A 24,270-nucleotide genomic window follows, 5' to 3' on the forward strand; every position below is an offset into this window, starting at 1 on the left:
CTCCTTGGCGCGCTTGGAGTCTGTCCCCGAACGGACGGTACCCGATCAGAGCGGCTGGACGACGATGATCAAGAACCAGACCATGAAGAAGAGGACCGTGAAGCTCAGGTCGAACGCAACGTTACCCAGCCGAACGGACGGGATGAAACGGCGTAGCAGTCTAAGGGGTGGATCGGTGACCGTGTAAGTGGTCTCCGCCAACACCAGCACCACCCCGGTAGGCCTCCACGACCGGGCGAACGCCTGAAGCGTCTCGAGTACCAGCCTGCCGATGAGGAAGAGCAGGAACAGGTAGAGCGGGATGCTCAGGTAGCTTCCAAGGTTCACGAACACTCTCGCATGTGGCTGTCAGCTCTGATTGAAGAACCCTCGTTCTGCCATACGGGCCTTGTCTTCGGCGGTCACCTCGACATTGGCTGGGGACAACAGGAACACCTTGTTCGTAACACGCTCGATGCTTCCGTGCAGGCCGAATATGAGACCAGCCGCGAAGTCGACGAGACGCTTCGCGTCGCTGTCGACCATCTCGGTGAGATTCATGATCACCGGGGTCCCTTCCCGGAAGTGCTCTCCGATCGTGCGGGCCTCGTTGTAGGTCCTGGGATGAAGCGTAGTGATTCGAGCGAGGTCTGACACCGCCGACTCGGCAAGAGGCGGCCGACGCTCCGAGACGAACGCCTTGTGATCGCCTTCCGCCTGGTCCGGGGCTCCCGTGGACTGCTGAGGGGATGACTCGTCGTCGGCACGATCCACCCGGCGACGGTCCGCGGCATCGTCGTCGTAGATGTCGTACTCGTCGTACTCATCATCGTAGCGATCGTCCTCCACAAGGCCGAGGTAGACCGCCATCTTGCGCATCGCGCTGGCCATACGCCCCCTCCGTCGTCCACCGACAAGAGATCCCTGCGGGAAGCTTCCACTGGTCGATCGTTACGTTTGAACACGGACGCCAAGGTCCACTGTGGGGACATTACCTGACGATTGCCCGTCGACCTCCGAGCAACGCCGTACCAATGCGGACGTGTGTCGCGCCACTCACGATCGCGTGCTCCAAATCACCGCTCATGCCCGCCGATACCGTTTTGGCGTCCGGATAGACGGCGCGCAGAGAATCGGAGATCTCCGCCAGACGAGCGAACGCGGGGGCCGGGTCGGCGCCGAGCGGCGCCACCGCCATCAGCCCGCCGAGCCGGAGCCCCTCGGCGGCGCTGAGCGCCTCAGCGAGCGCGAGCACCCCGTCGGGCCGTACGCCGCCGCGGCCGCCCTCCGCCGTACCGGCCTCGTCCAGGGAGACCTGGATGAGACAGCGCGGCGAACGCCCGGCGTCGGTCGCGGCCCGTGACAGCGCGTTCACCAGCCGCGCCCGGTCGACCGAGTGGATCACATCGGCGTACGAGACGACGGAGCGGGCCTTGTTCGTCTGCAGCTGTCCGACGAAGTGCCAGGTCAGGTCGAGGTCGCGGCAGTCGTACACCTTGGCGGCCGCCTCCTGGTCGCGGTTCTCCGCGACGTCGGTGATCCCCAGTTCGGCGAGGAGCCGTACGTCGGAGGCGGGGAAGGTCTTGGTGACGGCGACGAGCGTGATCTCATCCGGCGCACGGCCGGCGGCGTGACACGCCTTGGTGATCCGCTCACGTACGGCGGCGAGGTTCGCGGCCAGTTCTTCGATACGACTCATCCCTTTTCCGACCCTCCGCGGGGAGACGGCGGCAGAGTATCCCGCCGGGTCACCGCCCCATCACGCGGGGTCGGCGCGTGCGGCCGGGTCCGGCTCGGACCCGGCCGTGCCGACATGGCGCGGACCGGCCGGTGCCGCCCGGGAGCGGCGACCGCGTACACGCGACCGAGGTCGGGCGCGCCGTGCGCCTGTCCGGCGCGTCGCCCGCCGAGACGTACCTGGACCAGAAGGCGATCCTCGACGCCGCGCGGGCCGCGGGCGCGGACGCCGTCCACCCGGGGTACGCCTTCCTGTCCGAGAACGCCGTACGCCTTCCTGTCCGAGAACGCCGTACGCCTTCCTGTCCGAGAATGCCGCGTTCGCCGAGGCGGCGCGCGGTCACGTTATCCACAATCGCGCCGCCCACCTGCCCGGACGCTTCCGACCCTGGACAATGGAAGTGGGATGGCCCCCCGGGAGGGAGGGCCCTGCCCACCCCCCTGCGCCGACCGGGGACCGGACGTCCGTACGGTGTGCCGCGTCGGCGTCCGGCGCGCGATCGGCGGGAAGGATTCCGCAGGTCCGCGCGGCGTGCCGGGCCAGGAGAACGGCCCGGCGTCGCTTCGGTGGCTACTTCAGGAAGTCCGGCACGTCGAGGTCGTCGTCCTCTTCGAAGACGACGGGGCGGCGACGGGACGCGTCGGTGTTCAGGCGCGCCGCGGCAGGCTCGGTCGCCGGCCGCGGCACCTTAGGGCCCGCGACGGCCTCATTCGACGTCGAGCGGGGCGAGGTGGCCGACCCACCGACCGCTCCTCCGGCCGACCCGCTCGCCGGGGCTCCGGCCGGTCCTCCGGAGTCGCGGCCGGGCTCGCCCGGCTTGCCCGGGCCCGGCGGCTCGTGCTTGGGCTCGGTCGGCTTCGGCAGCTCCGCCTTGGGCGAGGCGGAAGCCGGGACCGCCGGTGCCTGCGGCTTGTGGTCGTCCTCCGGCTCGGCACTCCGGGCCGGCGGGGCGGGCATCGGGGTGACGCGCGGCGGCGGGGGCGTCTGCGGCGGGACCACGGGGCGGGGCGCGGCCACCGGCGGCGTCGCCACGGGCGGCGTGGCCACCGGCGGTCGCGCCGGGGTGTTGCGCTTGGGCTCGGACTGTGGTCCGGGCCTGTTGTCCGGGCGGATGTCGTCGAAGCCCGCCGCGATGACGGTCACGCGGACCTCGTCGCCGAGCGCGTCGTCGATGACGGCGCCGAAGATGATGTTGGCGTCGGGTGCCGCGGCGTTGGACACCAGCTGCGCCGCCTCGTTGATCTCGAACAGGCCGAGGTCGGAGCCGCCCGAGATCGACAGCAGCACGCCGTGGGCGCCGTCGATGCTGGCCTCCAGCAGCGGGCTGGAGATCGCCATCTCGGCCGCCGCGACGGACCGGTCGTCGCCGCGTGCGGAGCCGATGCCCATCAGGGCCGAGCCGGCCCCGGACATGACCGACTTGACGTCGGCGAAGTCGAGGTTGATCAGGCCCGGCGTGGTGATGAGGTCGGTGATGCCCTGAACACCGGAGAGGAGCACCTGGTCGGCGGCCTTGAAGGCGTCGAGCACGCTGACCTGGCGGTCGGAGATCGACAGCAGCCGGTCGTTGGGGATGACGATGAGGGTGTCGACCTCGTCGCGCAGCGTCTCGATGCCGGCCTCGGCCTGCATCGCGCGGCGCTTGCCCTCGAAGCTGAAGGGGCGTGTCACCACGCCGATCGTGAGCGCGCCGAGCGACCGGGCGATGTTGGCCACGACCGGCGCCCCGCCCGTGCCGGTGCCGCCGCCCTCGCCCGCCGTGACGAAGACCATGTCGGCGCCCTTGAGCACCTCTTCGATCTCTTCGCGGTGGTCCTCGGCGGCCTTGCGGCCGACGTCGGGGTTGGCGCCGGCGCCGAGACCGCGGGTGAGCTCGCGGCCGACGTCGAGCTTGACGTCGGCGTCACTCATGAGCAGCGCTTGGGCGTCGGTGTTGATAGCGATGAATTCAACGCCCTTGAGGCCCTCTTCGATCATGCGGTTGACGGCATTGACGCCACCACCGCCGATGCCGACGACCTTGATGACCGCTAGGTAATTCTGCGGTGCTGCCACAACGAGGGGCCCTTCCGCTCGCTCTATCTCTATGACCATCGGCCGCCCGTCAAGGCGACCGTCATGTTTCCTACCGGGGCCGGAACCCTCACCCTCAAGTTGAGACTTACAGTTATGTCAACCTAAGGCTGATACGGACAGTAGGGGCGCACCACTGCAGGGTCAACTAACCCGGCCCCGAGCCGATCGGCGTGTCGCGCGACATCCCACTAATCCTGTTTCGTCCCCCGCCACATGGCGAATGTCCCCGTCATGCGGCCGCCCCAGTGTGGCGCGTACGAAGGGTTCACCGCTACTCGGTGGTGACAACCTCCGGCGCGCTCACGTCGATGGTCTTGGTTTCGCGCTGCGAAGCCGTGCTCAGCAGCCCGCGGAGCAACCGTAGCTTGTCCTCGGTGCGTTCCGGCGCACCCCACACGATGGCGACGCCCTCTTTGAGCCGCAGCGTGACCGCCTCGGGCGAGCGCGCCTCGACGCTCGCGACGCGCCGGGACACCCAGGCGGGCAGGGCGCGGATGACGGCGAGCCCCGCCCGCAGCGACGGATCGCTCGACACCGGGGTCGCCACGACGAGCTCCGGCAGGCCGCGCGGGCGCGCCGCCGACGTGAGAACCGTCACGCCGTAGCGGTCGATCTGCAGGAACCGGTTGTCCTGCTGCACGGCGGCCACCGGCGTGCGCTCGCGCACGACGATGCGCACCGTGGTCGGCCAGCGCCGCTCGACCCGGGCGGTCTCGACCTCCTGGACCGCCTCGACCCGGTCGCGCACAGCCCCGGTGTTCAGCTTGATGAGCGGCTCGCCGAGGCGTACGCGGGCGACGGCGAGCACCTGGTCGCGCGACACCAGCCGCTCCCCCACCACGTCGATGTGCCGGGCGACGAGCAGCCGCGAGCCCAGCAGCACCCACGCCGCCGTGCCGAGCACCCCGGTGACGAGCAGCGCGACGAACAGCGCCTTCCAGCGGCTCGACCGGTCCCGCCGTCGTCGCGGGAGGGGACGTGGCGCGTCCTCGTCCTCCGTACCGCCGGGTTCGTCGGGCTCGATGCTCACCGGGTCTCCTCACCTGCGCGGACGTCGGGCGGGACGGGCCCCGGCCGCCACCGGCGGTCAGGCGCCGAGCAGCTCCAGAATCTTCGGCCCGAGCGCGGTCACGTCTCCGGCGCCCATGGTGATGATGACGTCCCCCGGCTTCGCCATCGCCGCGACACGCCCGGCCGCCGCGTTTCCGTCCGGTTCGTAGACGACGCCGTCGTGGGGCACGGCGTCGGCGACCAGCTCACCGGTCACGCCGGGAATGGGATCCTCGCGGGCCGGGAAGACGTCGAGCACGACGACCTCGTCGGCCAGGCCGAGCGCGGCGCCGAACTCGGCCCCGAAGAACTTCGTGCGGCTGAACAGGTGCGGCTGGAAGACCGCGATGATCCGGCCACCGCCGAGACCGCTGACGTAGTCACGGGTCGCCCGCAGGTCGGCGGCCAGCTCCGTCGGGTGGTGGGCGTAGCTGTCGAACACCCTGACGTCCCCGGCCTCTCCCTTGGGCTCCAGGCGGCGCCGCGCCCCCGTGAACCCGGCCAGGCCCTCGGCGACGGCGTCCGCCGGCACCCCCAGCTCGACGGCGGTGGCGTACGCCGCCGTGGCGTTGAGGGCGTAGTGGCGTCCCGGTACCGACAGCCGCAGCTCACGCTCGCCGACGGTGAACCGGGAGCCGAACCCCTGAGGTGTGAAGCCCGTCACCCGGTAGTCGGCGTCCGCGGCCTCGCCGTACGTGCGGACCGTCAGGCCCCGTCGCGCGCCGTCCTCGCCCAGCGCCCGGGCGACCGGGTCGTCCGCGCACACGACGAGCAGCCCGCCCGGCCGGACCCGCTCGGCGAACCGGGCGAAGGTCTCCTTGACCTTCTCGAAGCTGGCGTAGTTGTCCAGGTGGTCCGCCTCGACGTTGGTCACGATGGCGACCTTCGGGGCGAACATCAGGAACGAGCCGTCGCTCTCGTCGGCCTCGGCGACGAACAGGTCGCCGGACCCGTCGGCGGCGCCCAGGCCGGTGGTGACGAGCTGGCCCCCGATGCAGTACGACGGGTCGGCGCCGGCGTGCTGCAGGGCGACCGTCAGCATCGAGGTGGTCGTGGTCTTGCCGTGCGTGCCGGCGACCGCCACGGACCGGCGGCCGTCCATCAGGGACGCCAGCGCGGCGGCGCGGTGCAGGACGAGCAGGCCGCGCTCGCGGGCGGCGGCCAGCTCCGGGTTCGTCTCGCGGATCGCCGTGGAGACGACCACCGTGGTGGCGTCGCCGACGTGCTCGGCGGCGTGGCCGACGTACGTCGTCGCGCCCAGCTCGCGCAGGTCCGCCAGCAGGTCGGAGTCCTTCGCGTCACTGCCGGAGACCGGGATGCCGCGCCCCAGCATGATGCGGGCGATGCCCGACATGCCGGCTCCGCCGATGCCGACGAAGTGGACGCGTCCCAGCCGATCGGCCGGCACGACCTCGACCGGCGTGACCAGGCTCATCTTTCTCTCCCTGCGGTTCGGGCGCCGGTGTTCACTCGCCGGCCGCCACGACCCGGGCGACCATGGCGGCGAGGGCGACGTCGGCGTCTCGGCGGCCCATGCGGGCCGCGGCCTCGGACATCTGGGCGACCCGCTCGGCGTCGGACAGGACCGGCAGCACGTTGGCGCGGATCCAGTCGGCGGTCAGCTCGGCGTCCTCGACCAGCAGGCCGCCGTTGCCCGCCACGATCGGCTCGGCGTTGAGGCGCTGCTCGCCGTTGCCGATCGGGAGCGGGACGTACGCCGCGGGCAGCCCCACCGCGGTCATCTCCGCGCAGGTCATCGCGCCCGCCCGGCACATCGCGAAGTCGGCCGCGGCGTACGCCAGGTCCATCCGGTCGCAGTACGGAAGCATGATGTACGCGGGGTCGTCGGGCGTGACCTCGGGCTCGCTGGCGTTCTTGGGGCCGACGATGTGCAGGATCTGGATGCCGGCGGCGCGCAGGGAGTCCACCGTCGCGGTGAGCGCGCGGTTGAGCGAGCGTGCTCCCTGCGACCCGCCGAAGACCAGCAGGGTCGGCAGGTCCGACCGCAGTCCGAAGTGCGCCCGCGCCTTGTCGCCCATGGCCAGCCGGTCGAGGGTGGCGATCTCCCGGCGCAGCGGGATGCCGACGACCTCGGCGTGCGGCAGCGGCGTGTCGGGGGCGGCCACCGCGACGTGCTCGGTGAACCGCGCGCCCAGGCGGTTGGCCAGGCCGGGTCGCGGGTTCGCCTCGTGCACGATGATCGGCACCTTGCGGCGGCGGGCGGCGAGGTACCCCGGGGTCGCGACGTAGCCGCCGAAGCCGACCAGCACGTCGGCCTGGACGCGGTCGAGCACGGCGGCGGCCGTGTTGATCGCGCCGGCGAGCCGGCCGGGCACGGTCAGCAGGCGCGGCGTGAGCGTGCGGGGCAGCGGCACCGGCGGGATCAGCGCGAGTTCGTAACCGCGCTGGGGCACGAGTCTGGTCTCCAGGCCCCGCTCGGTGCCCAGGCAGGTGACCTGGACTCCGGGGTCCTCGCGGCGCAACGCGTCGGCGAGGGCCAGGCCGGGTTCGATGTGTCCTGCGGTCCCGCCTCCGGCCAGGACAACCCTCATGCTCGTGCTCCTGCTCATCGGTCGCTCGCCCTCGTCACTCGCTCTAGCTCCGCGTGGCCGGCCTGGTTCGACCGCCCACGCCGCTCGCTTCGCCGGGTCATCGGTCGCCCTCGGTACAAGCACGCTCAGCGCTTGGCCAGGCCCAGCCAGCTTAGAGCCAGCGTGGCCGGACCCGGACCACGCGCCGCCAGGGCCTGCCGGGCGCCGGGCTCGCGCTTGGCGAACGACAACAGCATGCCCAGAACGATCAGCGTGGGGATCAGTGCTGACCCACCGTACGACACCAATGGCAGAGGGATACCCGTAATGGGCAGGACGCCGATCACCGCGCCGATGTTCACGATCGCCTGGACGGCCAGCCAGGCGGTGGCCCCGGCCGCCGCGAGCTGCATGAACGGGTCCTTCACGCGCCGGGCGATCCGCAGCCCGGCGTACGCCAGCAGGCCGAACAGGCCGAGCACGACGAGCGTGCCGATCAGGCCGAGCTCCTCGCCGATGATGGCGAAGATGAAGTCGGTCTCGGGGTTGGGCAGGAAGTTCCACTTGGCGCGGCCCTCGCCCAGGCCGGTGCCGAACCAGCCGCCCGACGCGATGGCGTACAGGCCCTGGATGCCCTGGTAGTTGAGGGAGAGCTGGTTGCCGGACTGGTCGAGGAACCCGGTCAGCCGTTGCAGGCGGTACGGCTCCACGACGATGAGGATGGCGACGAGCACGCCGGTCACGCCCGCCAGGCCGACGAAGAGCCGGCCGGGGGCGCCCACGACCCACAGGATGGCCAGGAAGATCGTCAGCAGGACGAGGGTGGTGCCCAGGTCGCTGCCGAGCATCACCAGCATGACGAGGACGCCGGTTCCGGGCAGCAGCGGGATCAGCAGCTGCCGCCACTCGGTGAGCTGGCGGAGCCGCTCCTTGCGGGCCAGCAGATCGGCGCCCCACAGGACCAGCCCGAGCTTGGCCGGCTCCGACGGCTGGAGCTGGAACGGCCCGCCGAAGCTGATCCAGCGCTGTGCGCCGTTGGTGCTCTGGCCGAGCCCGGGGACGAGCACCACGACCAGGGCCAGCGCCGACAGCAGCATCAGCGGGTAGGCCAGCGTGCGGAAGATCTTGGCCGGCATCCGGCTCGCCAGCCACATCAGCGGCAGCCCGATCGCCACCCACAGCGCCTGCTTCTCGAACAGCGTGAACGCCGAGCCGGTGTTCTGGTACTGCCGGACGCTGGAGGCCGACAGCACCATCACCATGCCGAGCGCGAGCAGCAGCATCGAGCAGCCCAGCACCAGGTAGTACGAGGTCAACGGCCGGTCGAGCAGGCCCGCCATACCCGGGAACCAGCCGCGCGGCCCCGGCTCCTCCTCGTCGGCCCGTGCCCTCAGCTCGCCGACACTCATGCTCACTCTCCTCGCCCGCCCACGGTGCCCACAGGTCGCCGCCGCCCCTCCGGGCGGGCTCGCTCCGTCGCTCAGGACGCGGTGAGACGCCTGACCGCGGCGGCGAAAGCCTCGCCGCGTGCCGGGTAGCCGGCGAACATGTCGAAGGAGGCTCCGACCGGCGCGAGCAGCACCGTGTCGCCGGGCCGCGCCAGGGCGGTGGCCGCGGCGACGACACGGTCCATGGCCCCAGTGTCGGTGTCGGCGACATCCACCACCGGGACATTCGGCGCGTGTCGCGCAAGTGCCGTCGCGATCTGTGCCCGGTCACGGCCCATGAGGACCGCGCCGCGCAGCCGCCCGGCGCACGAGCGGACGAGTTCGTCGACGTCGGCGCCCTTCAGCAGGCCGCCGGCGATCCACACGATCGGCTGGTACGCGGCCAGCGACGCGGCCGCGGCGTGCGGGTTGGTGGCCTTGGAGTCGTTGACGTAGGCGACGTCGCGGACGGTGGCGATCAGCTCGATCCGGTGCGGGTCGGGCGTGAACCGGCGCAGCCCCTCGCGTACGGCTTCGGCCGGCACGCCGAACGCGCGGGCCAGGGCCCCGGCCGCCAGGGCGTTGGCCACGTTGTGCGGGGCGTAGGGGCGCACGTCGGCCAGCTCGGCCAGTTCGGCCGCCTCGCGCACCGGGTCGCCGGTGAACGCCCGGTCGACCAGCAGGTCCTCCACCACGCCGAGCTGACCGGCCCGCGGCGAGCCCAATGTGAACCCGACCGAGCGCTCGGCGCGCTCGCCGAGCCGGAGGGACCACTCGTCGTCCGCGTTCACGACGGCGAGGGTGCCCGGAGCGAAGATCTTGCCCTTGTCGGCGGCGTACGCCTCCAGGGAGCCGTGCCAGTCGATGTGGTCCGGCGCCACGTTGAGCACGGTCGCGGCGTACGGGCGGACCGAGCCGGACCAGTGCAGCTGGAAGCTGGACAGCTCGACCGCCAGCACGTCGTACGGCTCGGCGCCGTCGCCGGTCACGGCCTCCACGATCGGGGTGCCGACGTTGCCGACGGCGAGCGTGCGGTGGCCGGCGGCCTCGAGCATGCACGCGAGCATGCGCACGACGGTGGTCTTGCCGTCGGTGCCGGTGATGGCCAGCCACGGCGCGGCGCCGGGGCCGCGCAGGCGCCAGGCGAGCTCGACCTCGCCGATGATCTCCACGCCGGCCTTCGCCGCGGTGGCGAGCAGAGGCGCGTCGGGCCGCCAGCCCGGTGACGTGACGACGAGGTCCGTCCCGTCCGGCAGCGTCTCGCCGTCGCCGAGGCGCACCGTGACGCCGGGCAGCGCGAGCTTGTCGCGCAGCGCCTCGTCGTCACGCGCGTCGACGACCGTGACCCGCGCGCCCCGCTCCGCGAGCACGCGCGCCGCCGCCCGGCCCGAGATGCCCGCACCCGCGACGCAGACGGCGCGGCCGTGCCACTCGCCGGTCAATGGCCCGGCATCCATTCGATGTAGAACAGTGCCAGCCCGGCGGCCACGCACAGCGCCGAGATCAGCCAGAACCGCACCACGATCGTGGTCTCCGCCCAGCCGGAGAGTTCGAAGTGGTGCTGCAACGGCGCCATCTTGAACACCCGTTTACCGGTCAGCTTGAACGACCCCACCTGGATGATCACCGAGAGCGTGATGATCACGGGCAGGCCGCCGAGGACGATGAACAGCATCTGGGTGCGGGTCATCACGGCCAGGCCGACGATCACGCCGCCGAGGCCGAGCGAGCCGGTGTCGCCCATGAAGATCTTCGCCGGCGGGGCGTTCCACCACAGGAACCCGACGAGGGCGCCGAGCACGGCCGAGGCGACGACCGCCAGGTCGAGCGGGTCGCGGACGGTGTAGCAGTTCGGGGCGAGGGCGACCTCGGTGCAGCTGTTGCGCAGCTGCCAGTTGCCGATCAGCACGTACGCGCCCAGGACCGAGCCGACCGCACCGGCCGCCAGGCCGTCCAGGCCGTCGGTGAGGTTCACCGCGTTGGACGTGCCGGCGATCATGAGCAGCGCCCAGCCGACGAACAGGTACGGCCCGATCGAGGGGCCGAAGTCACGCAGGAAGGACAGGTGCGTGGTGGCGGGGGTGATGTCGTAGCCGTTGGGGAAGCGCAGGGACAGCAGCGCGAACACCACGCCGACGATGATGATGCCGATCATCTTGGCGCCGCTGCGGAGGCCCAGGCTGCGCTGTTTGAAGACCTTGATGTAGTCGTCGACGAACCCGACGACGCCGAGCCCGGTCATGAGGAGCAGCACGAGCACGCCGGAGACCGTCGGCCGCGTGGTCGTGGCCAGGTGCGCGATGAAGTACCCGACGAGCGCGGCGACGATGAAGACGGTGCCGCCCATCGTGGGCGTGCCGCGCTTGCCGAGGTGGGCCTGCGGGCCCTCCTCGCGGATCATCTGTCCGTAGCCGAGCCGGCGCACGAGCCGGATCCAGACGGGCGTGCCGAGCAGCGCGATGATCAGTGAGAGGGCCGAGGCGACCAGGATGGTCCTCACGCGTCGTCGCTCCCCTCGACGGGTACGGCCGCCAGCACGGCCTCGGCGACCCGTTCGAGCCCGGCGACGCGCGATCCCTTGATCAGCACGACGTCACCCGGCCGCAACCGTTCGCCCAGCGCGGCCACCGCCGCGCCGACATCCTCGACCTGCACGCCTTCTCCTGTCCATGTGCCCACCTGCTCCGCGCCCTTCAGCACGGCCTCGGCGGTGTCGCCGACGGCGACGAGACCCGCCAGGCCGCCACGGGCGGCGTAGGCTCCGATCTTCTCGTGCTCCTCGACCGTCGACGCGCCCAACTCCGCCATTCCGCCGAGCACCGCGTACGCGCGTCCCCCGCGTGCCATGTGAATGACGGTGTCGAGGGCGGCGCGGACGGACTCGGGGTTGGCGTTGTAGGCGTCGTTGACCACCGTGACCCCGTCGGGGCGCTCGGTGACCTCCATGCGCCAGCGACTGGCGGGCTCGGCCTCCGAAAGCCCGTCGGCGACGTCCGCGACCGGCATGCCCAGGCACCGCGCCGCGGCGGCGGCCGCGAGGGCGTTGGCGACCGCGTGCGCGCCGTGCAGCCGCAGCCGCACCGCGGCCGAGCCCTCGGGCGTCACCAGCGTGAACCGGGACCGGCCCGCCTCGTCCAGCGACTCGTCGACCGCGCGCACGGTCGCGTCCGGCGCCCGGCCGAACGTCACGATCCGCGCCGAGGTGCGGGCGGCCATCGTGCGTACGAGCGGGTCGTCGGCGTTGAGGATCGCGGTGCCCTGCGCCGACAGGGCCTCGACCAGCTCGCCCTTGGCCTGGGCGACGACCTCCCGGCTGCCGAACTCGCCGATGTGCGCGCTGCCGACGTTGAGGACGATGCCGATGTCGGGCGGCGCGATCCGGGCGAGATGCCTGATGTGCCCGAGGCCCCGCGCGCCCATCTCGAGGACGAGGTAACGGGTGTCCTCCGTGGCCCGCAGGACGGTGAGCGGATGGCCGATCTCGTTGTTGAACGAGCCGGGCGGCGCGATGGTCGGGCCCAGCCGTGACGTCAGGTGGGCGAGGAGGTCCTTGGTGGAGGTCTTACCCGCCGAGCCGGTCAGGCCGGCCACGGTCACCTGCGGCAGCCGGTCGACGACCGCGCGGGCGAGCACCCCCATCGCGGCCGGGACGTCGTCCACGATCACGGCCGCCGTGCCGACCTCGCGCTCGGCGAGCACCGCCACGGCGCCCGCCGCCACCGCCTGGCCGGCGAAGTCGTGGCCGTCGAGGCGTTCGCCGCGCAGTGCCGCGAACAGCGCGCCGGGCCCGGCCTTACGCGAGTCGATGACGACCGGCCCGTCGACGACGGCCTCCGGGGACGCCCCGTCCAGCTTGCCGCGGGTGATCTCCGCGATCCGCGCGAGCGAGAGTGGGATCAAGACTGCTCCTCGTCCTCGGCCGCTGCGGCCGTGGTGTTCGCGACATCGCCGAGGGCCTCGTGGCGCTCGCGCAGCGCCCGCCGTACGACCTCACGGTCGTCGAACGGCAAGACCTCACCGGCGATGTACTGCCCCTGTTCGTGACCTTTGCCGGCGACGAGCACCACGTCGCCCCGCCGGGCCCGGCCGACCGCCAGCGCGATCGCCGCCGCCCGGTCGGGCTCCACGACGATGTGCGCCCGTTCGTCCTCCGGCACGGTGAGTACTCCCCCGACCATAGCGTTGAGTATCGCCCAGGGGTCTTCGGTGCGGGGGTTGTCGTTGGTGAACACCGCCACGTCGGCCCTGCGTGCCGCGAGCTCGCCCATGACCTTGCGTTTGCCCTTGTCACGGTCGCCGCCGCAGCCGAGCACGATGGTGAGTGTGCCCTTGGTCAGCGGGCGGAGGGTGCCGAGCACGGCCTCCACCGCGCCGGGTTTGTGCGCGTAGTCGACCAGGGCGGTGAAGTCCTGTCCCTCGTCCACCGGCTCCAGGCGCCCGGGAACGCCCGTGAGGCGTCCGATGCCGTTCACCGCGGCCTGCAGCGGGATCCCCGCCTCCACGAGCGCCACGATCGCGCCCAGGGCGTTGGCGACGTTGAACGGGCCCGGCAGCGGCACCCGCGCCTCGGCCTCGACGCCGCCCGGCCCGATCACCCGGAAGGTGCTGCCGTACGGCTCGAGGCGCACGTCGGTGGCGCGCCAGTCGGCGCCGGGGTCGCCCTCGGCGGAGAACGTCGTCACCGGGACCTTGGCGATGTGGGTGAGGCGGCGGCCCCAGTCGTCGTCGACGTTGACCACGCCGAGGCGGCTGAGCTCGGGCGTGAACAGCCGCGCCTTGACGGCGAAGTACGCCTCCATGGTGCCGTGGTGGTCGAGGTGGTCCTGGGACAGGTTCGTGAACAGGGCGACCTCGTAGAAGGCCCCGCCGACGCGGCCGAAGTCGAGCGCGTGGCTGGAGACCTCCATGGCCGCCGCCGTCACGCCGCGCTCGCGCATGAGCGCGAGCAGCGCGTGCAGGTCGGTGGCCTCCGGCGTGGTCAGCGTGCTGGGGAGGGTCTCGCCGGCGACCCGGAGCTCGATGCCGCCGATCAGGCCCGTCTCGTGACCGGCCGCCCGCAGGCCCGCCTCCAGCAGGAACGTCGTGGTGGACTTGCCGCTCGTGCCCGTGACGCCCAGCAGGGCCACGTCGCGGACCGGCCGCCCGTACACCCAGGAGGCCACCTCGCCGAGCACCGCGCGCGGGTCGTCGACGACGAGCACGGGGATCCCGGCGCGCTCGGCCCGGATCCGGCCCTCGTGGTCGGTGAGGATGCCGGTGGCCCCCGCGGCGGCGGCCTGCTCGGCGAAGACGGCGCCGTGGAAGCGGCTGCCGGGCAGCGCGGCGTACAGGTCGCCCTTGAGGACCCTCCTGGAGTCGTGTGTCACCCCGGTGACCATCCCCCGTATCGGCTGTCCCTGCTCGCTCAGGCCGAGCAGGGACACGAGCCCGGACAGTGAGCGGGCGGGCACGGACTTGGGGCGCATGGGATCGGGTCTGTTGGACACGGCGGAGAGAGTACCGCCGGTCACCGGTGGTCTGCGTAGATTCGGATCTTCGGAGACTTGCTGCCGGTCGGCGGAACCCGGCGGCTCTGCAGTGCGAAGCTCATGACGTCCTTGAACACGGGCGCCGCGACCTCGCCCCCGTAGTATCCCTTCTGCGGCTTCTGCAGCACCACCTCGACCACGAGCTGCGGGTCGTCGGCGGGCGCGAAGCCCACGAACGTCGAGGTGTAGCCTCCCCCGGTGTAGCAGCCGCAGTTGGGGTTGACCTTCTGCGCGGTGCCGGTCTTGCCCGCCACACGGTAGCCGGGGATCTGCGCCTCCGGCGCGGTGCCGTCCTTGCTCGTGACGCCTTCGAGCATCCGGGTCAGCTGGCTCGCCGTGGACTGCTTGATCACCCGGCGGGAGGACGGGCGGGCCGACGGCGTGAAGACGCCCTTGTCGTCGGTCGTGCCGGCGAGGAGGTTCGGCGTCACCCGCACGCCGCCGTTGGCGATCGTGGCGTAGACGCTCGCGGTCTGCAGCGCGTTGACCGACACCGACTGGCCGAACGCGATGGAGTAGCGGTCGGTGCCCCACCACTGGTCGACCGGCTTGAGGATGCCCGGGCTCTCGCCGGGCAGGCCGACCCCGGTCTTCTCGCCGTACCCGAACGCCTTCATGTACTGGTACAGCTGCGTCGCCGTGACCTCTTCGCTGGCCAGGATGGTGCCGATGTTGCTCGACTTGGCGAGCACGCCGCCGAAGGTGAGGTGCTCGGTGCCGTGGACCTCCGAATCATGGAAGGTGCGGTCGAAACGGGTCAGGCTGCCGGGCACGGTGAACGGGGTGTTCGGCGTGACGCCGCCCGCCTCCATCGCCGCCGCGGCCGTGATGACCTTGCTGGTGCTGCCCGGTTCGAAGCCCTCCTGGACCACCCGGTTGCCCAGGTCGACCGCGCGCGCCTTGTAGTAGGTCGCCGGGTCGAAGGTGGGCGCGGTGGCCATGGCGACGACCTGCCCGTTCCGCGGGTCCATGACGATGACGCTGCCGCTCTGCGCGCCGGTCGCCTTGACCTGCTTGGCGATCGCGTCCTGGGCCTTCCACTGGATGTCGCGGTCGAGGGTGAGCCGGATGCCCTTGCCCGGGATCGGCTTGCTCATCTCGTCCTCGCCCATCGGGATGCGCTGGCCGGTCTCGCTGAGCTCGACCTTCTGCCAGCCGCTCTTGCCCTTGAGCATGGTGTTCATGCTCGACTCCAGGCCCGCGCCGCCGTCGCCGTCGCCGTTGACGAAACCGGCGACGTTGGCGGCGAGATCGCCGTCCGGGTAGACGCGGCGGTACTCCTGCAGCGAGCCGATGCCCTTGAAGTCCATCGAGGTCACCATGCGGGCCCGGTCGGGCTCGACGTGGTGGACCAGCTCCACGTAGCGGTTCATCTTCGAGCCGGGCGTGAGCTTCTTGATCACATCGGCCTGGTCGAGACCGAACATCGACGCCATCGTGGCGGCGATCCGCTGCCGCTGGCCGGGTTCGACCATCACCGGGTCGGCGTAGATCACCCGCGCGTCGACGGTCATCGCGAGCGGCTGGCCGTCGGCGAAGCTGATCGGCCCGCGGACGGCGGGCAGGTCGATGCGGTTGAGCCGCTGGCGCACGGCCGCCTCGGCGTAGCCCTTGGCCTCGATGCCCTGAAGCTGGACCAGCCGGCCGGCGAACAGCGACAGCACGAACGCGACGAGCAACAGGCCGACGTTGAGCCGCTTGACCGGGTCACGGCGGATCATCAGGCCGCGCGGCCGCGCGGGACGCCGCGGCGGCGGAGCCGCGGGGCGCGGAGTCCTGCGCCGGGGCGGCGGCGCCTTGGTCGCGGCGCCACGGCCACCGCCGCTGCGGGGCGCGGAGGCGCGCGGACCGGACGGGCGGCCGTTCTGGCCGCTCTTTCCCGGGCCCGCGCCGCGCGGCCCGCCGGGGGGTGGGGCGGCCGGGCCGCGGCCGCGGCGTGCCGTCACCGCGTGCCGCCTCCCTTCCGACCGGCGTCGTGAGGAGTGTTCCCGGTGGATGAGGGCGGCTTGCTCGTCGGCGTGCCCGTGGCCGGTGCGTTGGCAGGCGCGCCGACGGGCGGCATGATCGCGCCGGGTGCTCCGACCACGCCGGCGCCGGCGGCCGCCGCCATGGCCTCGTCGGAGACTCCCGGCGGGCGGGCGCCGCTCTCGGTGACCCGGCCGGTGCGCGCGTCGATGAACGCGGGCCGCTTGCCGTCCACCATGCCGAGCGCGCGCGCCTTGGCGTGCAGCACCGCCGGGTTTCTTTCCCGGTCGATGTCCTCTTGCAGCGCCTCCTTGCGCTCGCTCAGCTGCTGGTTGCCGCGCTGCAGTTCGCTCAGGCTGAACGCGTCCTGGGCGAGCACGGTGTTGAGGAGCAGGAGGCTCACCAGGGCCCCGCCGAGCAGGCCGACGACGAGCAGCACGAACGGGGCGCGCGGCGGTGGCGCGGTCCGGCGCGCCGCGGCCTTCGGCGGCGGCTTGCGGGTCGCCGCGGACCGGCGGCGCTCCGTAGTGGTCGCCGGACGCGCCTTGACGGCACTCCCCTTGGCCGCGCCGCTCTTGGCGGGGCCGGTCTTGGCGGGGCCGGTCTTGGCGGCACCGCTCTTCGCCGCGCCACTCTTGGCGGCACCGGTCTTGGCGGCACCGGTCTTCGCGGTGGCCTTCTTCTTCGGCGCACCGGGCCGGGCGGCGCCGGTCCTCGCCGTACGCTGCTTGACCGCTCCGCCCCTGGCCGCGTCGTCCTGGGACTCATCCGGCTCGGGCGGGCGGCGGCGGCGCGCCGACCGCGAGGCCGCCGCGTCATCGTCCCCGCGCGGGCGGCGAGTGCGGGTCTCCTGCGGCGGAGTCGTGATGGTCATGTGGTGCCTCCTGCTTGCCTCCGCCCGCTCGGCGGGTCTTCGTCGAGCGGCCTGGTGCCGCCTCGCGGACGTCCCTCACGCTCACGGATCCGCTCGACGGCGCGAAGACGCGCCGACGCCGCCCGTGGGTTGGTCGTGGTCTCTTCCTCGGACGGTTGCTCCGCGCCCCGGGTGAGCGGGCGGAACCGCGGCTGTAGTTCCGGCAGGGGAACCGGCAGGTCGGGTGGGGTGGTGTCGGTGGTCTGCGCGGCGAAGGCCCGCTTGACGATGCGGTCCTCGAGCGAGTGGTAGGACAGAACCGCGACGCGGCCGCCCACCACGAGTGCGTCGAGCGCGGCCGGGATGGCCCGCTCGAGCGTGGGGAGCTCGCCGTTGACCTCCATGCGCAGGGCCTGGAAGGTGCGCTTGCCCGGGTGGCCTCCGGTGCGGCGCGAGGCGGCGGGGATCGCGTCACGGACGATCTCGACGAGCCTGCCCGTCGAGGTCAGCGGGGCGCGCCCCCGCTCCCGTACGATCGCCTCCGCCACGCGCCGCGCGAACCGCTCCTCGCCGTAGTCGCGCAGGATGCGCGTGAGGTCCGAAGCGGAGTATGTGTTGACCACCTGCTCGGCGGTGAGCTCCTGGGTGCGGTCCATCCGCATGTCGAGCGGTGCGTCGTAGGAGTAGGCGAAGCCGCGCTCGGCCTCGTCGAGCTGCGGCGAGGAGACTCCGAGGTCGAAGAGCACGGCGTGGACACCGGGGATGCCGAGCTCGGCGAGAACCCGGGGAATCTCGTCGTAGACCGCGTGGACGAGACGGGTGCGTCCGGCGTAGGCCTCGAGCCGCCGCCCGGACCGCTCGATCGCGCTGGTGTCGCGGTCCAGACCGATGAGCGTGACACGCGGGTGGGCCTCGAGCACGGCCGCGGCGTGCCCGCCGAGGCCGAGGGTCGCGTCGACGAAGAACACGTCCTCATCGGAGGGCGTCGACAGGGCCGGCCCCAGCAGTGCCAGGATCCGGTCGAGCATGACCGGCACGTGCCCCGTCGCGCGTGGTCCCCCCTCGCGCTCTTCGTCGCCTCGCATCGAGTACCTCTCACATGACGCCACTGCTCGCGGACGGCGCTGATGCCGCGCTCGCCTGCTGGTCCGCCGTACCGGAGGCGCGCATAAGGCAACCCCGGACGGCCGATGCGGACTCGCACGGGACGCGATCGCCCCGATGCGCTCTGCGGCTCACCGCTCAATGGCTTCTTCGCCGGCCCCCGTTACGGACTTCGCCCGGCCAGGTCCCCATCCGCTGTTCCGTGGAGGAAGATGTGCTACGGCCATCTGGCACCGGGGAAGGTGCGCCAGTTGGGAGCGGGTGGAGACCTCGCCGAACGGATCCGCGACCGGCGATGGTGCGGTCAGAGAATTCCGGGCAGCACCTCCTCGGACAGATCGGAGAACTGTGGCTCCTGCTCCGCCAGGTAGGTCTCCCACGCGGTCGCGTCCCAGATCTCCAAGCGCGTGTTGGCTCCGATGACGGCGCAGTCGCGGCTCAGGCCGGCGTACGCGCGCAGAGCCGGTGGAATGGTGATCCGCCCCTGTTTGTCGGGAACCTCATCTGAGGCGCTGGCGAAGAAGACCCGGCTGTAGTCCCGGACGGCCTTGGCGGTGACCGGTGCGGTGCGAAGCGCCTCGGTGATGCGCTGGAACTCCGCCTCAGGAAAGACGTAGAGGCAGCGCTCCTGACCCTTCGTGATCACCAATCCCCCCGAGAGCTCCTCGCGGTACTTCGCCGGCAGGAACAGCCGTCCCTTGTCGTCAAGGCGCGGTGAATGAGTGCCGAGGAACATCCGGCCTCACCTCCGCCCCCCGTGAGGCCATGCACCCTGCCCCACGGCGCCCCACTCTACTCCACTCTGCCCCACGGTCAACGACCAAAACGCCTGGCTCGCGGCGTTCTCCACGACAAAGCCGCAGGTCAGAGAGGTGGAGCAGTGTGGGGCGTCCACGACGCCGCCGACGGCGGTCACGAACGAGCCGCGGCGCATTGAGAACACGGAAGGCGCCGAATGACGGGAAACACACGAACCTCGCGCGCCCGATGGAGCGGAGTGGGGAATCTGAAATGGCGCGTGAATCCGATAAGGCCCGGATGCGGCCGTTAGCCGGATCGAGGGTTACTCTCCTGCACGGGGCATCGCACCAACCAGCCCAAAAGACGTACTGTCGGTGCAACACAACAACATGAACAAACCGGATGGAGCTCCCCATCCGCATCCGTGTGCGACGGGGCCGGGCCGACGCGGACCGGCGGCGGGCCGCGTGGCCGGACGGATGGCCCGAGGAGGGGTTAGTGGCAGTCAGCACACACGGTGACGTCGGACGGGGGCTGGAAGGCCTCGCGAAGATCTCGGGCCGGATCTCCGGGGCCATCGAGTCCGTCATCGAGGGCAAGCCGGATGTGGTGCGGCTCGCGCTCACCGTTCTTCTCGCCGAGGGCCACCTGCTCATCGAGGACGTGCCCGGCGTCGGCAAGACGATGCTCGCCAAGGCGCTCGCCCGCTCCATCGACTGCTCGGTGCGGCGCATCCAGTTCACCCCCGACCTGCTGCCGAGCGACATCACCGGCGTGAGCGCCTACAACCAGGAGCGACGGGAGTTCGAGTTCAAGCCGGGTCCGGTGTTCGCCAACATCGTGGTGGGCGACGAGATCAACCGCGCCTCCCCCAAGACGCAGTCCGCGCTCCTGGAGTGCATGGAGGAGCGCCAGGTCACCGTGGACGGCCACACGTACGGTCTGGACGGGCCGTTCATGGTCATCGCGACCCAGAACCCGGTCGAGATGGAGGGCACCTACCCGCTCCCGGAGGCCCAGCGCGACCGCTTCACCGCCCGCATCTCGATGGGCTACCCCGCGCCCGGCGCGGAACTGGAGATGCTCGACGTGCACGGCCGGACCTCTCCGCTGGAGGACCTGTCCCCGGTGGCGCGGGCCGGTGACGTACGGGAGCTGATCGAGCTCGTCCGCAACGTGCACGTCTCCACCTCCGTGCGCAACTACGCCATCGCCCTGGTCACCGCCACCCGTGAGCACCCCGAGCTACGCCTCGGCGCCTCGCCGCGGGCGACGCTTCACCTCGTACGGGCCGCTCGCGCGTACGCGGCGCTGGAGGACCGGGACTACGTCCTGCCCGACGACCTGCAGTACCTGGCCGGGCCGGTGCTCGCTCACCGGCTCCTGCCGACCGCCGAGGCCCAGGTCGAACGCCGTCTGCCCGAACACGTGGTCGCCGAGCTGGTCGCCCACGTGCCGGTGCCCGACCCCCGGCGCTAGTGGACGTGCCGACGAGCCGCGGCACCGGGGGCGCGGGGCCGTTCCGGCCGTGGCGCGCCGTCCGCAGGGCGCTCGGTTCGCTGACCACTCGCGGCCGGTCGTTCGTCGCTGCGGGCATCACCGCGATCGCCTGCGCGTTCATCCTGGGCGAGCGCGACCTGCTGCGGGCGGGCGTGCTCATCCTCGCGCTGCCCCTGCTGTCGGGGGTGGTCGTGTCGCGGACGCGCTACCGGCTCTCGTGCACGCGCCGCGCCGAGCCGTCACGGCTGCCCGTGGGGCACGAGGCCCAGGTCGGCGTCGTCCTGCAGAACATCTCGCGGCTGCCGACGGGCATCCTGCTCGTGGAGGACCAGGTCCCGTACACGCTCGGCGACCGCGCGCGCTTCGTCGTCGACCGGATCGAGCCCGGCGGCGGGCGGGAGATGGTCTACCGGATCCGCCCGGACGTACGGGGCCGCTACCAGGTCGGGCCGCTGCTGGTACGGCTCGCCGACCCGTTCGGCCTGGTGGAGCTGGCCCGGTCGTTCACGACCTCCAACCGGCTGACGGTCACGCCGCCGATCGTGCCGCTGCCGCACGGCCGGCTGACCGGCTCGTGGACGGGCGGCGGCGAGAGCCGGGCCCGGACGATCTCCACCGCGGGAGAGGACGACGTCGCGCCGCGGGAGTACCGTCACGGCGACGACCTGCGGCGGGTGCACTGGCGCTCGACGGCCCGGCGCGGCGAGCTGATGGTCCGGCGCGAGGAACAGCAGTGGCAGAGCCGCGGCACCCTCTTCCTCGACACCCGCCGGATCGCGCACTGGGGCGACGGGGCCTCTTCCTCCTTCGAGCAGGCGGTGTCGGTCGCCGCCTCGATCGGCGTGCAGCTCGGACGTGAGGGACTCGGCCTGCGGTACGTCACGGACGAGGGCGAGACGTTCTCCCCCACCACCGCCTTCGAAGGCGCGCTGCTGGACTCGCTGGCGGTCGCCCGCACCTCCACCGGCCGGTCGCTGCGGACCGGCCTGGCCGCGCTGCGCACCACGGCGCGCGACGGCGACGGCCTGGTCGTGGGCGTCTTCGGCCGGCTGACCGCCGAGGACGTGCAGGACGTGGCCCGGTCCCGGCAGGGCACCGCCACGTGCGTCGCGGTGCTGGTCGGGGACGAGGAGCACGCGGCGGCACGGGCGGCCTCGGTGCTGCGCGCGGCGGGCTGGCGGGTACTTACGGTCGACTCGGCGGCCTCCCTGCCGGCCGCGTGGGCCGGAGCGGACCAGGCGTCGGAGAACTCGCGGCTGCGGGCGGTACGGGACCGCGCGGGCGCCGGGCCGGCCACGCCGGCGAACGGCTCGGCGGCCGACGTGAACGGGGCCGGTACGGACGGAGCGGGCCGGGGAGTCCAGGGAGCCCAGGGAGAAACGCCATGAGGCTGCGGCTGACGATCGTGGCGTGTGTGGCCACGCTGCTGGGGACGGTCGGGCTCTACCCGCTGTACGAGTCCGGCGGATGGTTCGGCACCGGGTGCGGCGCGATCCTGGTGGTGGGGGTCGCCGGGGCGCTCACCCGGCGGTTCCGCGTGGCGGCCGCGCTGTGCCCGCTGATCGGGCTGGCCGCCCTGTTCCTCTACCTCACCGTGCGGTTCGCCGCCGGGCAGGCGCTGCTCGCCGTCGTCCCGACGCCCTCCTCCACGGCGCGGCTCGGCCGGCTGCTCGGCGAGGGCTGGCACGACGCGAACGCCTACGCGGCGCCGGTGCCGATGCTGCCCGCCATCAACATGCTCACGAGCACGGGCATCGGACTGGTCGCCGTCCTCATCGACTTCCTGGCGGTGCGCGCACGCCGGGCGGCGCTCGCGGGGCTCCCGCTCCTGGCGATCTACAGTGTGCCGGCGGCGGTGCGCCAGCAGACGGCCGGCTGGCTGGCGTTCCTGCTGAGCGCGGGCGGGTACCTCGGGCTCCTGGTCTCGGACGCCCGGGACCAGCTCGCCGGCTGGGGCCGGGCGGTGTTCACCGCCCGCTGGTCGGCGGCCGTCCCCGCCGGCGAACGGCCGGACTCCAGCCCGCTCGCGGCCGCCGGGCGCCGCATCGGGCTGGCCGCGGTGGCGGTCGCGATCGTGCTGCCGTTCGCGGTGCCCGGCATCGAACCGCGCGGGCTGCTCGGCATCGGCGGGAACGGCGGCTCCGGATCCGGGAAGGGCTCCGGTTCGATCACCGGCCTGGACGCCCTGAACCCGCTCGTGAGCGTACGGCGCCAGCTCGTACGCGAGGGGGACGCCGAGGTGCTGAAGTACCGCACCACGGACGGCGGCGCACCGGACTACCTGCGGATGTACTCCCTCGACCGGTTCAACGGCGAGACGTGGTCGATCGGGCCGCTGCGCGCCGGGCAGGACGGGCGGGTGGCGGACAAGGAGCTGCCCGCCGAACCGGGCACGGCCGCCATCCCCGCGCGTGCGGTGACCACGAACATCAGCATCGACTCGCGGGTGCACGGGCTGGACGTGCTGCCGATGCCGTACCCGCCCACCAAGGTGAACATCAAGGGCGACTGGCGGGTCGACCCCCGGTCGCTGACGGTGTTCTCCACGCACGACTCGGCGGGCGGCCGGTCGTACACGGTGACGAGCATCCGCCCCGAGCCGACGTACCAGGAGCTGGTGACCGAGGCCGCCCCACCGGACTCGATCACCTCGCGGTACCTGGCGGTGCCCGACTCGGTCGGCGACGACGTCGCCAAGCTGGCCGCCCAGCTGACCGCGGGCGCGTCGACGCCGTACGAGCAGGCGGTCAAGCTGCAGGACTGGTTCACCAAGCCGGGGAACTTCACCTACAGCCTCACCACGCCTCCGCCGCGGCGCGGTAACGCGCTGCGGGACTTCCTGTTCACCTCCCGTACGGGGTACTGCGAGCAGTTCGCCTCGTCGATGGCGGTGCTGGCCCGCATTCTCGGCATCCCGGCTCGCGTCGGCATGGGGTACACCGCCGGCACCCAGCAGTCGAACGGCGAGTGGTTGGTGCGCACGAAGGACGCCCACGCGTGGCCGGAGCTGTACTTCACCGGCGTCGGCTGGCTGCGGTTCGAGCCCACGCCCGGTGGCGACGGCGGGCAGGGCAGCGCCACCGTGCCGTCGTACACGGCTCCGCAGCTGCTGCCCGGCGCGCCGGGCAGCGACCCGGAGACCCAGCTCCCGACGACCGGCTCGGGCTCGGGGTCCGCCCAGTCGTCCGCGCCGACCGTCCCACGGCACCGCACCGACACTCTGGCCGACTCGCGGGCGGCGCCGGGCGCCGTACCGGAGTCGCACACGTCGCAGCTGCCGGTCACGTGGCTGCTGATCGGTCTGGTGGTGGTGCTCCTGCTGCTGACCCCGGTCACCCTGCGGGCGCTCACCCGCGCGCGGCGGTGGCGCCGGGCGAAGACCGACGTCGCGGTGGCCCACGCCGCCTGGGACGAACTGCGCGCGGACGCGGCCGACCACCGGCTCCGGTGGCCGGCGAGCGAGACACCACGCGCGACGGGCCGGCGGCTGACCGAGACCCTCGCGCTGGAGGGGGCCGCGGCGGAGGCCCTGACGCGACTGGCACGGGCGGAGGAACGGGCGCGCTACGCGCCGTCGACCGAGCGCCTGGCGACGCCGCGCGAGGATGTGCGCCTGCTGCGGGCGGCGCTCCGCGCCCGGGCGAGCCGGCGGGTGCGGTGGCGCGCCCGCCTGTTCCCGCCGTCGGCCACCATGAGCCTGCGGAGCGCGGGCACCCGGATCATGGACGTCTTCGAGTGGCTGGATGTGGCCACACCGCGCCGCCGCCGTCCGACCTGA

Annotated in this window: 19 protein-coding genes and 1 pseudogene; 4 read left to right on the top strand and 16 right to left on the bottom strand. The window is 72.4% G+C overall.

Annotated features, from left to right (window positions below; translation table 11 throughout):
- Nucleotides 1–45 precede the first annotated feature (45 nt).
- The 3 genes from QSK37_RS00920 to QSK37_RS00930 all read right to left on the bottom strand — a co-directional run bounded on the left by QSK37_RS00920 (nt 46) and on the right by QSK37_RS00930 (nt 1,678).
- The gene (locus QSK37_RS00920; protein WP_285566527.1) at nt 46–327 is read right to left on the bottom strand and encodes a YggT family protein; all 282 of its coding nucleotides are present in this window, start codon (nt 325–327) and stop codon (nt 46–48) included.
- 21 nt (nt 328–348) lie between these two features.
- Nucleotides 349–870 carry a cell division protein SepF gene (locus tag QSK37_RS00925; RefSeq protein WP_285616850.1) on the bottom strand — a complete coding sequence of 174 codons (522 nt, stop codon included), beginning with the start codon at nt 868–870 and terminating at the stop codon, nt 349–351.
- 100 nt (nt 871–970) lie between these two features.
- Nucleotides 971–1,678, bottom strand: coding sequence for a YggS family pyridoxal phosphate-dependent enzyme (locus QSK37_RS00930; RefSeq protein WP_285616852.1), 708 nt, complete (start codon nt 1,676–1,678; stop codon nt 971–973).
- Nucleotides 1,679–1,836: 158 nt separating this feature from the next.
- Here QSK37_RS00930 and QSK37_RS00935 point away from each other — a divergent pair.
- Nucleotides 1,837–1,983 (top strand): annotated as a pseudogene (locus tag QSK37_RS00935) (biotin carboxylase N-terminal domain-containing protein); the annotation flags it as partial.
- A gap of 304 nt (nt 1,984–2,287) precedes the next feature.
- Here QSK37_RS00935 and ftsZ read toward each other — a convergent pair.
- From ftsZ to mraZ, 13 genes are all read right to left on the bottom strand, one after another.
- The gene (gene ftsZ / locus QSK37_RS00940) at nt 2,288–3,772 is read right to left on the bottom strand and encodes a cell division protein FtsZ (protein WP_285616854.1); all 1,485 of its coding nucleotides are present in this window, start codon (nt 3,770–3,772) and stop codon (nt 2,288–2,290) included.
- Nucleotides 3,773–4,064: 292 nt separating this feature from the next.
- The gene (locus tag QSK37_RS00945; protein WP_285616855.1) at nt 4,065–4,823 is read right to left on the bottom strand and encodes a cell division protein FtsQ/DivIB; all 759 of its coding nucleotides are present in this window, start codon (nt 4,821–4,823) and stop codon (nt 4,065–4,067) included.
- A gap of 57 nt (nt 4,824–4,880) precedes the next feature.
- Nucleotides 4,881–6,278: a UDP-N-acetylmuramate--L-alanine ligase gene (gene murC / locus QSK37_RS00950; protein WP_285616857.1), complete on the bottom strand. Its 1,398-nt coding sequence runs from the start codon at nt 6,276–6,278 to the stop codon at nt 4,881–4,883.
- A 31-nt stretch (nt 6,279–6,309) separates the two neighbouring features.
- Nucleotides 6,310–7,395 (bottom strand): undecaprenyldiphospho-muramoylpentapeptide beta-N-acetylglucosaminyltransferase, encoded by a 1,086-nt coding sequence (murG, locus tag QSK37_RS00955; protein ID WP_285566539.1) that lies wholly within the window; start codon nt 7,393–7,395, stop codon nt 6,310–6,312.
- A gap of 125 nt (nt 7,396–7,520) precedes the next feature.
- Entirely contained in the window at nt 7,521–8,783 is a 1,263-nt protein-coding gene (ftsW, locus tag QSK37_RS00960) for a putative lipid II flippase FtsW (protein WP_432705512.1), read from the bottom strand.
- Nucleotides 8,784–8,854: 71 nt separating this feature from the next.
- A complete protein-coding gene (gene murD / locus QSK37_RS00965) occupies nt 8,855–10,258 on the bottom strand; it encodes a UDP-N-acetylmuramoyl-L-alanine--D-glutamate ligase (protein ID WP_285616858.1) in 1,404 nt (467 codons plus the stop codon).
- The gene (gene mraY, locus QSK37_RS00970) at nt 10,240–11,301 is read right to left on the bottom strand and encodes a phospho-N-acetylmuramoyl-pentapeptide-transferase (RefSeq protein ID WP_285566543.1); all 1,062 of its coding nucleotides are present in this window, start codon (nt 11,299–11,301) and stop codon (nt 10,240–10,242) included. Before mraY ends, murD begins: the two co-directional genes overlap by 19 nt.
- Nucleotides 11,298–12,701: a UDP-N-acetylmuramoyl-tripeptide--D-alanyl-D-alanine ligase gene (locus QSK37_RS00975; protein WP_285616859.1), complete on the bottom strand. Its 1,404-nt coding sequence runs from the start codon at nt 12,699–12,701 to the stop codon at nt 11,298–11,300. Before QSK37_RS00975 ends, mraY begins: the two co-directional genes overlap by 4 nt.
- Nucleotides 12,698–14,266 carry a UDP-N-acetylmuramoyl-L-alanyl-D-glutamate--2,6-diaminopimelate ligase gene (locus QSK37_RS00980; RefSeq protein ID WP_285618851.1) on the bottom strand — a complete coding sequence of 523 codons (1,569 nt, stop codon included), beginning with the start codon at nt 14,264–14,266 and terminating at the stop codon, nt 12,698–12,700. The genes QSK37_RS00975 and QSK37_RS00980 overlap by 4 nt, the downstream gene beginning before the upstream one ends.
- 41 nt (nt 14,267–14,307) lie before the next feature.
- A complete protein-coding gene (locus QSK37_RS00985; protein WP_433395051.1) occupies nt 14,308–16,050 on the bottom strand; it encodes a peptidoglycan D,D-transpeptidase FtsI family protein in 1,743 nt (580 codons plus the stop codon).
- A gap of 221 nt (nt 16,051–16,271) precedes the next feature.
- Nucleotides 16,272–17,168 carry a cell division protein FtsL gene (ftsL, locus tag QSK37_RS00990; RefSeq protein ID WP_285616863.1) on the bottom strand — a complete coding sequence of 299 codons (897 nt, stop codon included), beginning with the start codon at nt 17,166–17,168 and terminating at the stop codon, nt 16,272–16,274.
- Nucleotides 17,165–18,232: a 16S rRNA (cytosine(1402)-N(4))-methyltransferase RsmH gene (rsmH, locus tag QSK37_RS00995; protein WP_285616865.1), complete on the bottom strand. Its 1,068-nt coding sequence runs from the start codon at nt 18,230–18,232 to the stop codon at nt 17,165–17,167. Before rsmH ends, ftsL begins: the two co-directional genes overlap by 4 nt.
- A gap of 323 nt (nt 18,233–18,555) precedes the next feature.
- Nucleotides 18,556–18,987 (bottom strand): division/cell wall cluster transcriptional repressor MraZ, encoded by a 432-nt coding sequence (mraZ, locus tag QSK37_RS01000; RefSeq protein WP_285616866.1) that lies wholly within the window; start codon nt 18,985–18,987, stop codon nt 18,556–18,558.
- Nucleotides 18,988–19,490: 503 nt separating this feature from the next.
- Between mraZ and QSK37_RS01005 the strand changes: the two genes are divergently transcribed.
- From QSK37_RS01005 to QSK37_RS01015, 3 genes are read left to right on the top strand one after another with little or no spacing between them, the layout of a single operon-like run.
- The gene (locus QSK37_RS01005) at nt 19,491–20,471 is read left to right on the top strand and encodes an AAA family ATPase (protein WP_285566556.1); all 981 of its coding nucleotides are present in this window, start codon (nt 19,491–19,493) and stop codon (nt 20,469–20,471) included.
- A gap of 5 nt (nt 20,472–20,476) precedes the next feature.
- Nucleotides 20,477–21,880, top strand: a complete 1,404-nt coding sequence (locus tag QSK37_RS01010) for a DUF58 domain-containing protein (RefSeq protein WP_285616868.1) — start codon at nt 20,477–20,479, stop codon at nt 21,878–21,880.
- A complete protein-coding gene (locus tag QSK37_RS01015; RefSeq protein ID WP_285616869.1) occupies nt 21,877–24,270 on the top strand; it encodes a transglutaminase TgpA family protein in 2,394 nt (797 codons plus the stop codon). The genes QSK37_RS01010 and QSK37_RS01015 overlap by 4 nt, the downstream gene beginning before the upstream one ends.

The organism is Actinoallomurus iriomotensis (assembly GCF_030269445.1).
GTDB lineage: Bacteria > Actinomycetota > Actinomycetes > Streptosporangiales > Streptosporangiaceae > Actinoallomurus > Actinoallomurus iriomotensis.